At 58.8% G+C, this 14,382-nt stretch carries 13 protein-coding genes and 1 tRNA gene; 8 read left to right on the top strand and 6 right to left on the bottom strand.

Annotated elements, in window-relative coordinates; genetic code table 11:
- Positions 1 to 215: 215 nt before the first annotated feature.
- Both msrB and ACYVGC_RS10575 read left to right on the top strand, forming a co-directional pair.
- Positions 216 to 785 (top strand): peptide-methionine (R)-S-oxide reductase, encoded by a 570-nt coding sequence (gene msrB / locus ACYVGC_RS10570; RefSeq protein WP_460583797.1) that lies wholly within the window; start codon positions 216 to 218, stop codon positions 783 to 785.
- Positions 786 to 857: 72 nt separating this feature from the next.
- A complete protein-coding gene (locus ACYVGC_RS10575; protein WP_460583798.1) occupies positions 858 to 1,214 on the top strand; it encodes a hypothetical protein in 357 nt (118 codons plus the stop codon).
- Between the two features lie 86 nt (positions 1,215 to 1,300).
- Here the strand turns inward: ACYVGC_RS10575 and ACYVGC_RS10580 are convergent, their stop codons facing one another.
- On the bottom strand, positions 1,301 to 1,981 hold the full coding sequence (locus ACYVGC_RS10580; RefSeq protein WP_460583799.1) for a hypothetical protein: 681 nt from the start codon (positions 1,979 to 1,981) through the stop codon (positions 1,301 to 1,303).
- A gap of 266 nt (positions 1,982 to 2,247) precedes the next feature.
- Here ACYVGC_RS10580 and metG point away from each other — a divergent pair, with 266 nt between their 5' ends.
- Positions 2,248 to 4,290, top strand: coding sequence for a methionine--tRNA ligase (metG, locus tag ACYVGC_RS10585; RefSeq protein ID WP_460583800.1), 2,043 nt, complete (start codon positions 2,248 to 2,250; stop codon positions 4,288 to 4,290).
- 165 nt (positions 4,291 to 4,455) lie between these two features.
- Here metG and pth read toward each other — a convergent pair whose 3' ends face one another.
- The 4 genes from pth to ACYVGC_RS10605 form a co-directional block, all read right to left on the bottom strand.
- On the bottom strand, positions 4,456 to 5,022 hold the full coding sequence (gene pth / locus ACYVGC_RS10590; RefSeq protein WP_460583801.1) for an aminoacyl-tRNA hydrolase: 567 nt from the start codon (positions 5,020 to 5,022) through the stop codon (positions 4,456 to 4,458).
- A 202-nt stretch (positions 5,023 to 5,224) separates the two neighbouring features.
- Entirely contained in the window at positions 5,225 to 5,797 is a 573-nt protein-coding gene (locus ACYVGC_RS10595) for a 50S ribosomal protein L25/general stress protein Ctc (RefSeq protein ID WP_460583802.1), read from the bottom strand.
- A 228-nt stretch (positions 5,798 to 6,025) separates the two neighbouring features.
- Positions 6,026 to 6,955, bottom strand: a complete 930-nt coding sequence (locus ACYVGC_RS10600; protein WP_460583803.1) for a ribose-phosphate pyrophosphokinase — start codon at positions 6,953 to 6,955, stop codon at positions 6,026 to 6,028.
- A gap of 150 nt (positions 6,956 to 7,105) precedes the next feature.
- Positions 7,106 to 7,178: transfer RNA gene (locus ACYVGC_RS10605), tRNA-Gln, on the bottom strand.
- 230 nt (positions 7,179 to 7,408) lie between these two features.
- On the opposite strand from ACYVGC_RS10605, the gene atpD reads away from it, so the two are divergent.
- The 5 genes from atpD to ACYVGC_RS10630 all read left to right on the top strand — a co-directional run bounded on the left by atpD (position 7,409) and on the right by ACYVGC_RS10630 (position 13,236).
- On the top strand, positions 7,409 to 8,911 hold the full coding sequence (gene atpD, locus ACYVGC_RS10610; RefSeq protein WP_460583804.1) for a F0F1 ATP synthase subunit beta: 1,503 nt from the start codon (positions 7,409 to 7,411) through the stop codon (positions 8,909 to 8,911).
- Between the two features lie 146 nt (positions 8,912 to 9,057).
- Positions 9,058 to 9,300 carry a F0F1 ATP synthase subunit epsilon gene (gene atpC / locus ACYVGC_RS10615; RefSeq protein WP_460583805.1) on the top strand — a complete coding sequence of 81 codons (243 nt, stop codon included), beginning with the start codon at positions 9,058 to 9,060 and terminating at the stop codon, positions 9,298 to 9,300.
- Positions 9,301 to 9,473: 173 nt separating this feature from the next.
- Positions 9,474 to 10,598, top strand: coding sequence for an AI-2E family transporter (locus ACYVGC_RS10620; RefSeq protein ID WP_460583806.1), 1,125 nt, complete (start codon positions 9,474 to 9,476; stop codon positions 10,596 to 10,598).
- A gap of 40 nt (positions 10,599 to 10,638) precedes the next feature.
- Positions 10,639 to 11,787 carry a trans-sulfuration enzyme family protein gene (locus ACYVGC_RS10625; protein ID WP_460583807.1) on the top strand — a complete coding sequence of 383 codons (1,149 nt, stop codon included), beginning with the start codon at positions 10,639 to 10,641 and terminating at the stop codon, positions 11,785 to 11,787.
- Positions 11,788 to 11,919: 132 nt separating this feature from the next.
- Positions 11,920 to 13,236, top strand: coding sequence for a protein kinase (locus ACYVGC_RS10630; protein ID WP_460583808.1), 1,317 nt, complete (start codon positions 11,920 to 11,922; stop codon positions 13,234 to 13,236).
- 71 nt (positions 13,237 to 13,307) lie between these two features.
- Here the strand turns inward: ACYVGC_RS10630 and ACYVGC_RS10635 are convergent, their stop codons facing one another.
- The gene (locus ACYVGC_RS10635; protein WP_460583809.1) at positions 13,308 to 14,354 is read right to left on the bottom strand and encodes a hypothetical protein; all 1,047 of its coding nucleotides are present in this window, start codon (positions 14,352 to 14,354) and stop codon (positions 13,308 to 13,310) included.
- Between the last annotated feature and the right edge of the window lie 28 nt (positions 14,355 to 14,382).

Genomic DNA, 14,382 nt, shown 5'->3' on the forward strand with positions numbered 1-14,382 from the left:
CCGCAAAGGTACGGAGTTTCCGCTAAGAAACCGAGTTGCGTTTTTATTATCCTGAAAATCAACGCCTGGCGGGCAACCAAACGTTCCGACTTGAGGCTGTGCGCATTGGCGCCCAGCCCGGCCCTGGCTTCACTAAGTTACGACGGCCGCCGCATCCGAACGCGCGGGCGGCTACGTTTGTTAGGAGGTAATTCTTTCCCAGCTTCGTCTTTCCCATGCGTTTCTCCCTGCTTTCTCTTCTGCTTAGCGTAGCCGCCCTCACCCCGGCCTGCTCGCAAAGCCACGCCGACCAGCCCAAAACCGTGGCGGCCGTGCCCACTGGCCCCAAAGGTGCCACCGTTACCACCGCCAAATACCCGCAGCCGCTGCCCGTTACGGGCAAGCCGGGTGAGTACGCAGTGGTAAAAACCGATGCCGAGTGGAAAAAACAACTCACGCCCGACCAGTATTACATCCTGCGTGAAGAGGGTACCGAGCGGCCCTTCACTGGCAAATACCACGACAACCACGCGGCCGGTACCTACTACTGCGCCGCCGACCACAACCTGCTGTTTTCCAGCGATACTAAGTTTGAGTCGGGCACCGGCTGGCCCAGCTTCTTTGCCCCGGCCACGGTAGCCAGCGTCAAGGTGAAGTCAGACGAAAGCTTCGGCATGAGCCGCGACGAAATCGTGTGCGCCAAGTGCGGCGGCCACCTCGGCCACGTCTTCGACGATGGCCCCAAGCCCACCGGCCAACGCTACTGCATGGACGGTAATGCACTCACGTTTGAGTCGAAAAAATAACGGTCAACTACCGTGCCCGCAATCCGTTAGATACAAGGCGGCCTACTACGGGCCGCCTTTTTGCTGCTCCTCATGTTCCTTCGCTATTCTTTGCGCGCTGCCGCCTTGGGCCTGCCGCTGCTATTGGCCGCCTGCACCGCCTCCGAGCGCACCGCCGAAAACGCCGCCCCGCGCTCCATCCCCACCGAGGTGACCACCGATGCCGACCGCCGCGCCATCTACAACGCCAACGCGCCGCGCGGGGCCTCCACCACCAGCCCCGCGCCCGATGCCACCCCCAACACCCTGCGCCTGGGCGAGCAGGCCTCCGACATCAACCGCGTTAAGCGCCCCGAAACGCTGAATACCAACGACGCCAACAATACCACCACCGAAACCCGCCTGCAGCGCATCGACCAGACCATTCCGGACCCTGCGCCCCGGCCGTAAGCAGAAGCATTTGAACACAAAATAAATAGGGGGTTGCTGCCAGTATCGGCAGCAACCCCCTATTTATTTTGTGTTCAAGCAGTTACCTAAACGTTGTCTACGGCTACGCTGTCGTTGCTGGTACCCACGGGGGTGTTAAGCTCCGAGGAACCGTCAACTGCCTCGGAAGCCGAGGAGGTTTTGGGGCGGCCGGGGCCCCGGCTTGTAGCGGGGGCGACTTTGGGGGCCTTGCTCGTGCTGCCTACGGGGCGGCCGGCACCCTTTTTGGCCGCGATTGGGGCGGCTGGCTTGGCCGCGCTGGCTTTGCTGGGAGCTGGTTTTTTGGAGCTGCTGGTAGCGGCCGTGGCGGGGGTGTCGGCATCATCTTCGGCGGCGGTAGGGGCGGGCAGGTTGATGTCGGTGGTGCGGCCGGGGGCAATGGAGTCGTAGTGGCGCACAATAGTGTGCAGGGCCTGCTCAAACATGCGCTCGGTATCCACATCGAGGCGGCGCGTGGCATCCTTCACCACTTCCTTTAGCTTGGCTTTCGTTTCTTTGCGAATGCGGGCTACCACCTCGCTCATGCGCGTATCCAACTCCTTTTGCAGCTGCTTGGCCGCCGACTTTAGGGTCTGTTTCTGGTTGGCTTTCTTCTCGGCGCGGTCGTCGTTCAGCGATTTGGTGGCGCGCTGACCGGCTTTATCCGCTTTGCGCTGCGCTTTTTCCTCGGTGGTGCGTTTGGCAGGGGCGGCCGGGGCCGAAGCTTCTGCGTTGGTTTTTTTGGCCATGAGTACGAGAGGGGTTTGGAAAGAAAAGAGAAATCAATTACTGCCGAGTGGCAGCACCAATTTGCCAAATATAAATTTAATTAATTGGCAAACGCGCTCCCAGAATTTTTGTTAGCGTCGGGTGTAGTATTTTAAGGCCAACTACCTGCCCGCCACCGTTTTTCGCCAGGGCTACTCGAGCTAAGGCGCACCGAATTTACACGTATTTCCGCCGCTCTATTTCAAGCGTGCGGCATTGCCCCGCCACCAGCGGTTATTTATTAGTAATGAACACACTACCAAAGCGTTACACCGTAACGGCCGCCCTGCCCTACGCCAATGGCCCCGTGCATATTGGCCACTTGGCCGGCGTTTATTTACCCGCTGATATTTACGTGCGCTATTTGCGCGCCCAAAACCGCGACGTAAAATTTATTTGCGGCTCCGACGAGCACGGCGTGCCCATTACCATTCGGGCGCAGAAGGAAGGCGTGACGCCCCAGCAGGTAGTGGATAAATACCACGCCATTATCCGCGACTCATTCCAGGATTTCAACGTGTCGTTCGACGTGTATTCGCGCACGTCGTCCGCAACGCACGCCGAGGTTTCGAGCGAGTTTTTCAAGAAATTGTACGCTGATAATAAATTCATCGAGCAAACCACCCAGCAGCTCTATGATGAGCAGGCCGGCCAATTTCTGGCCGACCGCTACGTGGTAGGCACCTGCCCCAACTGTGGCAACGAAAACGCCTACGGTGACCAGTGCGAGCGTTGCGGCAGCTCGCTTAGCCCGACGGAATTAATTAATCCGCGTTCCATGCTCAGCGGTAACACGCCAGTGCTGCGCGATACCAAGCACTGGTTTTTGCCCCTCGACCAGTACGAGCCCTGGCTGCGCGAGTGGATAGTAGAAGGCCACAAAAGCGACTGGAAAACCAACGTGTATGGCCAGTGCAAATCCTGGATTGACCAGGGCCTGCACGCCCGCGCCGTAACCCGCGACCTCGACTGGGGCGTGCCCGTGCCGGTGCCCGGTGCTGAGGGTAAAGTGCTCTACGTATGGTTTGATGCGCCCATTGGCTACATATCAGCCACTAAGGAAGGTTTTCCTGATGAGTGGGAGAAATACTGGCAGGACCCCGAAACCAAGCTGGTACATTTTATCGGCAAGGATAATATTGTTTTTCACTGCATTATTTTCCCGGTGATGCTGAAGGCGCACGGCGATTATATCCTGCCGGATAACGTGCCCGCCAACGAGTTTCTAAACCTGGAAGGCGACAAAATCAGTACCTCGCGCAACTGGGCCGTGTGGCTGCACGAGTACTTGCAGGATTTCCCCGGCCAGGCCGACGTGCTGCGCTACGTGCTCTGCGCCAACGCCCCCGAAACCAAGGATAACGACTTCACCTGGAAGGACTTCCAGGCGCGCAATAATAACGAGCTGGTAGCCACGCTCGGCAATTTTGTGAACCGGGCGGCGGTGCTGACGCAGAAATTCTTCGAAGGCAAAGTGCCTGAGCGCGGCGAATTATTGGAAATTGATGAAGAGGTATTCCGCCAGCTAGCTGAATTTCCGGCGCGCATCGGGGACCTCATCGAGAATTACCGTTTCCGTGACGCGCTGGCCGAATTAATGAACTTGGCGCGCGTCGGCAATAAATACCTGGCCGAAACCGAGCCTTGGAAACTCATCAAAACCGATGCGGCACGCACGGGCACGGTGCTACACGTGGCCTTGCAGGTAACGGCCGCGCTGGTGCCGCTGCTTACGCCCTTCCTGCCCGACTCGGCTGCTAAGCTGGCCGCCATGCTCAATTTTGAGCCCGGCGACTGGCAGAGCGCCGCCCGAGCCGAGCAACTGCCCACCGGCCACCAACTGCAAGAGCCCGCACTGCTGTTTGCCAAAATCGATGACGCCGTGGTACAAGCTCAAGTGCAAAAACTGCTCGATACCAAGCAAGCTAATACCTTGGCTTCTACGCCCGTTACGGAGAGTAAAGAAAATGTGAGCTTCGATGATTTTGGCAAAATGGACCTGCGCGTGGGCACCATTGTCGCCGCCGAAAAAGTACCCAAAACTAAAAAGCTGCTCAAACTCACTATCGACACTGGCCTCGACCAGCGCACCATCGTGAGTGGCATTGCCGAGTCGTTTATTCTGGAGGCGCTCATCGGTCAGCAAGCCATGGTATTGCTGAATTTGGCGCCTCGCGAAATCAAAGGAATTCAGAGCCAAGGCATGTTGCTGCTAGCCGAAAATGCCGATGGCACGCTGGCGCTGATGCAGCCCGGCAGCGCCGTGCGCAACGGTAGCAGTATTTTGTAATCAAGTAAGAAGTAAAAATCGTAAAAGCCGGCTGTCATGCTGAGTTTACGAAGCATCCTGTCGCGCCAGAACAAGTCGTTCACGCCTGATAAGATGCTTCGTAAACTCAGCATGACAGCCGGCTTTTTAAGCGTGAGTGATTAACAACCACCGCGCGTTCCCGACTTACTTCACATTAACAATATTCATCGCACGCTCCAATCCCATTGCCCCGAAGGCCAGCACAGCCTCGCCGGCTTTTTCGATGCGCAACGGCAAATCAATGCGCTCATCAGCCGAAAACGGGTCGAGCACATAATCAACCTGCCGGCCCTTCGGAAAATTAGCGTCCACGCCGAAGCGCAGGCGAGCGTACACATCGTTGCCCAGCGTGGCTTGCACGTCTTTCAGCCCGTTGTGCCCGCCTGCTGAGCCCTGGCCTTTCAGCCGCAGTTTGCCGAAGGGCAGTGCCAGGTCATCGGTTATCACCAGCATGTGCTCAGGCCCTATTTTGAGGGTGCTCAGCCAGTGCGCGGCGGCCTTGCCACTGAGGTTCATGTAGGTGGTGGGTTTTACCAGCACGTAGGTGTGGCCTTTGCTTTTAAATTCAGTGGTAAACGCGTGGCGGCCCAACTCAAAGCGCGGGGCCTCAAACTTAACCGCTAAATAATCGGCCACCATAAACCCGATATTATGCCGGGTATCGGCGTACTCGGGTCCAATATTGCCGAGGCAAAGAATCAAGAACTTCATAAAATCGCAGATTTAGACAGATTGCGCGGATTTCGCAGATTCGACTGGCGCGGGAGTGGGATAGAAGGAGTATTTGGCCCGTTTCCGGTTGGCATTAGACAGCAAAAAAGGTGCTCCAAACGAAGCACCTTTTTTGGGTAAGCGAGCAATAAGCTGACGGCCGAATCTGTGAAATCTGCGCAATCAGCTAAATCTGCGATTATTACTTGTTGCCGGCCAGTTCGCCTTTCAGGGCGCGCGGTACGGTTACGGTAGCAATGGGAGCCTGGGCGCTGGTGAGGATGGTGTAGTTTTTGGGAACTACGGCCCCTACTTTCACCGACTTGCCGAGTTCGAGGGTGCTGATGTCAACCTCCACGTAGTCGGGCAGGTTCTCCGACGAAGCCTTCACGCGCACCTTGCGGAGCTTGCTAGCCAGCTTGCCACCAGCCAGTACGCCCGGCGATACGCCGATGTACTTCACGGGGATGTCCATTTTCACTTCTTTGCCGTCCTCAATTTCCAGGAAGTCAACATGCAACAGCATTTCGTTAACGGGGTGGAACTGAGCATCTTGAACGATAGCGCGGAACATGGTGCCTTCTACGTTCAGGTCCACGATGTGGGCCTCTGGGGTATATAGCAACTCGCGGAACAAGATAGCGGGCACCGAGAAGTGCACTGTGTCTTTGCCACCGTACAGTACGCATGGCACCTGCGCATCGAGGCGCAGCGCTTTCGCGTCCGTCTTGCCGAGATTCGCTCTTTTAAACCCTACAATCTCCAGGCTTTTCATAAAAGAAGTTGATTTGGAATGAATTATCCGCCCGGCAACCCTTGCCGAAACGGGCCGCAAAGGTACGGATTTAAGCTGAGAATTAAAAGCTGGCTGACTTATTAATCGCCTGTCATTGCGAGCCTGCGAAGCAATCGCACCAAAATGATACTCGCAACGACTCGTTCTGGTGCGATTGCTTCGCAGGCTCGCAATGACAGGCGATTGCTCGCAAACACAAACAGTCTGCTAACTAAACAGCGAGCTAATGCTCTCGTGCGTCACCACGTTGCGGATAGCCTGCGCAAAGAGTGGGGCCAGCGAAATCACGCGCACCTTCTCGTTCTCCTCACGCTGCGGAATGGTATCCGTCGTAATCAATTCGGTGAGGGCCGAGGCGCGGATGCGGCTGTGCGCCGGGCCGCTAAGCAACGGGTGCGTAATCACGGCGCGCACCGAGTTGGCGCCGCGCTCCATCACCAAGTCAGCAGCTTTGCAGATGGTGCCGGCGGTGTCCACCATGTCGTCCACAAATACTACGTCCATACCCTTCACATCGCCGATGATTTGCATGGAGGCGATTTCGTTGGCCCGCAGGCGCATCTTGTCGCAGACCACAATCTCGGCCCCGAATTTCTTGGCGAAGGCCCGGGTGCGCACCACGCCGCCCACGTCGGGCGAGGCGAAGATGAGATTCTCTAGGTTCAGCGACTTGATGTAGGGCGCCGTGACGGTGGCGCCGTCTAAGTGGTCTACCGGAATGTCGAAAAAGCCCTGGATTTGGCCGGCGTGCAGGTCGCAGGTCATCAGGCGGTCGGTCCCCACGCTTTGGATGATGTTGGCCACCACCTTGGCCCCGATGCTCACGCGGGGCTTGTCCTTGCGGTCCTGGCGGGCGTAGCCCATGTAGGGCATCACGATATTGACCTTGTGGGCCGAGGCACGCTTGCAGGCGTCCACCATCAGCATGAGCTCCATGAGGTGTTCGGAGGGCGGAAAGGTGCTTTGGATGAGGAACACCTCACAGCCGCGTACGCTCTCGTCGAAGCTCGGGCTGAGCTCATCGTCGGCGAAACGCTGGAGGGTAAGGTCGCCCAAGGGCTGACCAAACGCGGCGGCAATTTTGTGGCCAAGCTCTTGCGAGGCGCTGCCGGCAAATATTTTAGCGTGCGGGTCCATACAGGAAGGTAAAGCAAAACCGCCTGTTACGCTGGGCTTAGCAGAACAACAGGCGGCGAACGGAGGAGAAATAAATAGCGAAAGGCGCTGACTTACTCCCGAGGAGGGAGAAGCCAGCGCCTTTGCTAAAGTTGTCGAGCGGTGTCGAAGTTGTCCGACCAGGGCTCGAACCTGGACTTTCTTGAATCAAAATCAAGCGTGTTGCCAGTTACACCATCGGACAATTTCCCGGGTTGCGATGTGCTGTTCGGGGCTGCAAAGGTACTAAAAGAATAATACGACGCAAGCGGGAGAGCAAAAAAAATAAAAAAAGTGTGCCGGGGTGGTGCGCAGTCCCCTTTCCGGCCCGCCGGGGTGGGGGCCGCATTCACCAGTGCTTCAGCTTTGAAAAGAAGGGTTTGAGGCGTACTTTTGCACCCTCAAAAGCATATTAACTTAGTAAAGCAAAACCAAATGGCGAATTCGGGCAAAATCACCCAGGTTATCGGCCCCGTGGTGGACGTAAGCTTCGCGGGCGAGGCAGACCTCCCCAACATCTTCGACGCAATGGAGGTGACCAAAGAGAACGGCCAGGTGGTAGTGCTGGAATGCCAGCAGCACCTGGGCGAGGACCGGGTGCGCACCATCGCCATGGACTCGACGGAAGGCATGACCCGTGGCGCGGAAGTACGCAGCCTGGGCCGCCCCATCACGATGCCCACCGGCGACGGCGTGAAAGGTCGCTTGTTCAACGTTATCGGTCAGGCCATTGACGGCATTCCGCAGCCGGTGACCACCGGTGGCTTGCCCATTCACCGCAACGCCCCGGCGTTTGAGGACCTGGCTACGTCGTCGGAAGTATTCTTCACCGGCATCAAAGTAATCGACTTGCTGGCTCCTTATGTAAAGGGTGGTAAAATCGGTCTGTTTGGTGGTGCTGGCGTAGGCAAAACCGTTCTGATTCAGGAGCTTATCAACAACGTGGCCAAGGCCTATTCGGGCCTGTCGGTGTTTGCCGGTGTGGGTGAGCGTACCCGCGAGGGCAACGACTTGCTGCGCGAATTCATCGAAGCCAACATCATTCGCTACGGCGAGGCCTTCAAGCACTCGATGGAAGAGGGCGGCTGGGACCTCACCAAGGTGGACATGGCCGAGATGGAGAAGTCGCAGGCAACCCTGGTGTTTGGCCAGATGAACGAGCCTCCCGGAGCCCGTGCCCGCGTAGCCCTGTCGGGCCTCACCATTGCCGAGAGCTTCCGCGATGGCGACGGCACCGGCGCTGGCCGCGACATCCTGTTCTTTATCGACAACATCTTCCGCTTCACGCAGGCGGGTTCGGAAGTATCAGCTCTCTTGGGCCGGATGCCGTCGGCCGTGGGTTACCAGCCCACGCTGGCCACCGAGATGGGTGCCATGCAGGAGCGCATTACTTCGACCAAGCGTGGTTCAATTACCTCGGTACAGGCCGTTTACGTGCCTGCCGATGACTTGACTGACCCGGCCCCGGCCAACACGTTTGCCCACCTGGATGCCACGACGGTACTGAGCCGCAAAATTGCCGAGCTGGGTATCTACCCCGCCGTTGACCCGCTGGACTCGACCTCGCGTATTCTGGATGCGACCATCCTGGGTGCCGAGCACTATAACACCGCCCAGCGCGTGAAGGAGATTTTGCAGCGCTATAAGGAGCTGCAAGACATCATCGCCATCTTGGGTATGGACGAGCTTTCGGAAGAGGACAAGCAGACCGTGAACCGCGCTCGCCGCGTGCAGCGCTTCCTGTCGCAGCCCTTCTTCGTGGCCGAGCAGTTCACCGGCCTCAAAGGCGTGCTGGTTGACATCAAGGACACCATCAAAGGCTTCAACGAAATCATTGACGGTAAGTACGACCACCTGCCCGAGTCGGCGTTCAACCTGGTAGGCAACATCGAGGATGCCGTGGCCAAGGGCGAGCGCCTGATGGCTGAGGCTCAGTAAACAGAAATAAGAGAACGTCATGCTGAACAAAGTGAAGCATCTCGCTCACGCCGTTTGATTAGTAATCCAACGATTCGAACGAGATGCTTCACTTTGCTCAGCATGACGTTCTCTTAGGTTATTAGCTTATTCAATAGCTCAAAATCATGCATTTAGAAATCATCACCCCCGACCGGAAAGTATATGAAGGCGAAGCAACGTCGGTGCGGTTTCCGGGCACCGATGGCTCGTTTGAAGTGCTCAACAACCATGCGCCGCTGATTGCGGCCCTCAAGGAGGGCGATATCACGGTGACGGGCGCGGGCGGCGGCACGTTTCACATCAGCGGTGGTATTGTGGAAGTACTTCGTAACCAAGTAGTTGTGCTGGCTGAGTCGGCTTCGGCTTAGTAGCCTTTTCAAGAAAATACGGGAGCGCCCGTGCTGGCTTTGGCTGGCACGGGCGCTTTGCGTTTGGGAGCTACCAGGCGAGAAAATAGGCTGTTTTGCGGCTGGGCTAGCCATTTGCGGCTGGTTTTCGTTCAGGCAATACTCATCAATTTATTCGCCTACCGAATCGCGCTATGCCGCACCTTGCCGAACCCAATATTTATTCTCCCCGCCAGCGTTTTGTGCTGCTCATTATCACGCTGGTGCTGCTGGGGCTGCTGGCCTTCTTTGGCCTGCTTCAATACCTCACTGCTTTCTTAGGAGCTGGTATTCTGTATGTTGTGCTGCGGCCGTGGTTTACGGCGCTGGTGCACCGGCGCAACTGGAACCGCACCCTCGTAACGGTGCTGCTGCTTGTGTTTGCAATAGTGGTGCTGGTAATACCCTTTTTCGCCCTCACCTCGCTGCTCATCGACCGGGTAGCGACGCTGGCCCGCAACACCGACCAGATACTGCTGGTGGTGCAGCGCATCGAGCGCAAAGTGGGCATGCAGGTAACCCAGGAAAACCAGGTGCGCCAGCTGCTGCAACAAGGCGCGGCCAAGGTGAGCCAGTGGATACCCACGCTAGCCAGCAGCGTGCTCAACGTCATCGTCATCGTGGGCTTGATGCTGTTTACGCTCTATTACCTGTTTATGCAGGAGGAAGCGTTTTTGGCGGGACTGCGCCGCTACTTGCCCTTCCGCGAAAAGACGCTGGAAGAACTGAGCGGCTCGCTGAAAAACAACGTGAACGCCAACGTGCTGGGGCAAGGTATTGTGGCGTTGGTGCAGGGCCTACTCACGGGGGCCACGCTCTGGATTTTTCAGGTACCCGACCCCATGTTCTGGACGGTGATTGCCATTTTCATGGCTTTTATTCCGGTGCTGGGCACGCCGCTGGTGTGGGGGCCGGCGGCCATCTACCAGTTTGCGCAGAACCATAACCCGCAGGGGATTGGCATTTTACTGGTGGGTATTATTGTTATCATCAACGTTGACAACGTGTTACGTATCTGGCTGGCTAAAAGCATGGGCGATATTCACCCGTGGGTAACGCTGGTGGGCCTCACGCTGGGAGTGGAGATTTTTGGCATCGTGGGACTGGTAATCGGGCCACTGCTGCTGTCTTATTTCATTGTGCTGATGCAGGTTTTTGCCCGCGAAAACGTGGCTTTGCAATACCTGCTTCCCGATGGCCTCATGGGCCAGGCCGAAAAGGCCGTGGAGGCTGAAACAGCGCAAAAAAGCGAAGCTAGCGAGATTCGGCGCGTACAATAGTGCACTATGGTAAGTGCCCCGGCGCTACCTTCGCCTTCCTATGGACCTGACCCCAATACACCCCAAAGTCACCCCGATTTATCAGACTTCGGTCTTCAAATTCAGCTCGCTGGCTGAGCTCGAAGAGTACTACACGGCCCCCGACCACGGCGGGCGCTACGGCTACTCGCGCTCCGAGCACCCCAATTCGGATGAGCTGGTGGCCGAAGTGGCCAAACTGGAAGGAGCCGTTGGCGGCGTGGCCACCGGCGCGGGCCTGGCCGGGCTGCTGGCCGCCGTGCTGGCCGTGTGCCAGGCTGGTGACCACGTGCTGTGCCCCGCTGAGCTGTATGGCGGCTCGGTAGTGCTGCTGTCCAACGAGTTGACGCGCCTGGGCATAGCAACCAGCTACGTGCCGCTGGCCGACCTCTACGACATTGCCAAGCACCGCCAGCCCAACACCAAGCTGGTGCTGGCCGAGGTGCTCAGCAACCCGCTGCTGGTGGTGCTCGATGGCCCGCGCCTTGCCCAGGCTTGCCAAGAGCAAGGTATTTTATTGCTGATTGACAGCTCGTTTACCTCGCCCATGCTGACCCAGCCGCTGAGTTGGGGAGCCGATATGGTGTGGCACTCGGCTACTAAGTACCTGGCGGGCCACTCCGACGTGACAGCCGGCGTGGTGGTAGCCCGCGACCCAGCCATTGCCAAAAATCTGCGCCGCCTGGCTACCAACCTGGGCCTCATGCTGGCCCCGCTGGATAGCTGGCTGGCCGTGCGCGGCCTCAAAACGTTGCGCCTGCGCATGCGCCAGCACTCCGAAAATGCCATGTCGCTGGCCCGCTTCCTGGCCGATAGTCCGGCCGTAGCGCAGGTGTTTTACCCTGGTTTGGAGAGCCACCCCGGCCACGCCCTGGCGGCGCACCAGCTGCTGGGCGGCCTCTACGGGGGCATGCTGAGCATCCGGCTGGCCGATGACTCGGTGGCGGCCGTGGAGGATTTCATTCAGAAAACCAAGCTCTTTCCGCTGGCGCCGTCGCTGGCGGGCGTGGCCTCTTCGTGCTCGTACCCGGCCGCTACTTCGCACCGGGGCCTCACGCCGGCGCAGCGGGCTTCGCTGGGCATCACACCGGGCGTGCTACGCCTGAGCGTAGGCATTGAGGAAGTAGCCGACCTACTCGTGGATTTGGAGCACGCGTTGGGAGAGGAATGAGTTGAACGATTAAGTTGTTAAAAAGCAGCCGGTTACTTGAAAATGATTTTCAAGTAACCGGCTGCTTTTTGTAGTGGGCCATTCTGTCCCTTCTGGTGGCTGATTGGGGGCTTGCGCCCGACCTTTGCCCTGATGCACACTCTTGCCCAACTCCGCGCCGGCCAGCTGGCCGGCGCCCGCCGCCTCGACCTGGCGGCCGGCCTCACCGAGTTTCCCGAAGAAATATTTGACCTTGCTGACACGCTAGAAGTCCTCAACTTGTCGGGCAATCAATTGTCATCGTTGCCGGCTGACCTAGGTCGGCTGCGCAAGCTACAAGTCCTATTTTGCTCTGATAATCAATTTGATACCGTGCCGGAGGTGCTGGGCGATTGCCCGCAGCTGAGTATGGTAGGCTTCAAGGCCAACCGCATTCGCACCTTGCCGGCGGCGGCGCTCATGCCTGCGCTTCGTTGGCTGATTCTTACTGATAACCAACTCGCAAGCCTGCCGCCCGAAATCGGCCAGTGCCGCCAGTTGCAAAAGCTGATGCTGGCGGGCAACCAGCTGCGCGAGCTGCCCGCTGAGCTGGCCCAATGCACCAACCTGGAATTGCTGCGCGTTGCTGCCAACCAACTCACCGAGCTGCCGGGCTGGCTGCTGGCCATGCCGCGCTTGGCGTGGCTGGCCTACGCCGGCAATCCTTTTGGTGTGGCGGCCGAGGCGGCGGCGGTGGTCCGGTACCCCATCGGTGCCATCGCCTGGTCTGAGTTGGCGGTGGAGGAGCAATTGGGCGAAGGCGCATCAGGCGTTATTTACCGGGCGCACTGGCAGCGGGCTGCTAAAAAAGTGGCTGTCAAGCTGTTCAAAGGTGAGGTAACTAGTGATGGCTTGCCGCACAGCGAAATGGTTGCCTGCATCAGCGCGGGCCAACACCCTAACCTGATTGAGGTAGAAGGTAAGCTAGCGCAACACCCGGCCGGGGCCGAAGGCTTGGTGTTGGAGCTGATAGCGCCGGTTTTTGGCAACCTGGCGGGGCCGCCCAGCTTGGCTACCTGCACCCGCGATGTGTACGCGCCCGGCACTACGTTCAGCCTAGCGTCGGCCCTGCGGTTGGCCCACGGCATGGCCTCGGCGGCGGCGCACTTGCACGAGCGAGGAATTTTGCACGGCGACTTCTACGCTCACAATATCCTGGCCACGGCCGCCGGCGATGCGCTACTTGGCGACTTTGGCGCGGCAAGTTTCTTTGATACGGCTACACCCGCCGCGGCGGGCTTGCAGCGGCTGGAAGTCCGTGCATTCGGCTGCTTGCTGGAGGAATTACTGATGCATTGCCCAACTAGCGATGCGGCAATGCTGCGCACCCTGGCCGACTTGCAGCAGCGCTGCATGCAGCCTGTGGTTGCTGAGCGGCCCACGCTAGCCGAGGTAGAAAAGAAATTGTTTAACTTATTGTGTAATAAATAATTAAGTCTAAATGTGTAGCAGGCTTAGGTGGGCTGGCGAAAAGCCGGCAAACTGCCTAAACAGATACGCTTTTACCGGCTAGCGGTAGTGGGGCTGTGGGCCAGCTGGTGAAACTCCTTGGCCGTGAGTACCGTCACGGCGTCGGCGCTCACCAGCCAGAGGCGCTGCTGGGCATCGAGGTGCAGTAGGGTAGGGGTAGTGCTGCCGGCGGGGTTGGGCACGGGGCGCAGTAGTTGCTTGGTTTCGACCTTATCGGTGGCGGGGGCGAAGCTGGCGGCGGGCTCGGTGGGCAGCAGTAATAGGCCCATGGCCGTGGCAAACAGGCGGCCCTCGCCGCGCAGGTAGGCCACCCCGAACACTTCGTTGCCGGGCTGGCCCAGGTAGCGCACCGTGGGCAGCTCGGCTTCGGCGGCCGCGCGCTGGCCCAGGCCTTCAAATACGCAGATGCCGCCCGACATGATAACCCACAGGTTGCCAGCATTATCAGGTAGCAGCTTCTCCACGATGTTGTCGGGGATTTCGTTGTTGGCCACGCCTTCTTCGTTGTAGCGCATCCACTCGGAGCCCCGGCGGCGGCTCAGGCCAATGTTGGTGGCAATCCATACCGAGCTATCGGCCGTGGCCACGCCGCTGTTGATGGAGGGCGTGCGCAGCTCGGGCACCAGCGCGCCATCGGCGGCCTGCCGGAATACGCCCTGGCCGTTGGCCCCCACCCACAGCGCGCCCCGCGCATCGCGGAAGAGCGCCGTGATATTAGCCTCGGCAGCGGGGCCGGGGAGAGGTAGCGAATGTGGAGTAAAGCGGCGCGTGCCCAGCGCTACTACGCCCTGCCGGGTGCCCAGCCACAGCACGGTATCGGCGGCGGCGGCGGCGCACTGCACGGGGCTAGTGCTCTGATACTTGCGGATGAATTTTGACCCTTCGAGCTGCCACACGCTGTGCTCGGTTACTACCAGCGTGGCTTTGCCGACGTGCAGCAGCGCCACTGGCTTTTCGTGGCCGGTGAGCGGGTAGCTGGGCCGGGGCCGCGCCAGCAGCGGAGTGCCGGGCGCTAGGGAAAATGCCAGCAGCAAGCCCGCGCAAAAGGGGCGAAAAACGGGGGCTAGGCGGAAGCGCATTGGGCTAAAAAAGAAGCGGATAAGTACG

Source organism: Hymenobacter arcticus (assembly GCF_054779975.1).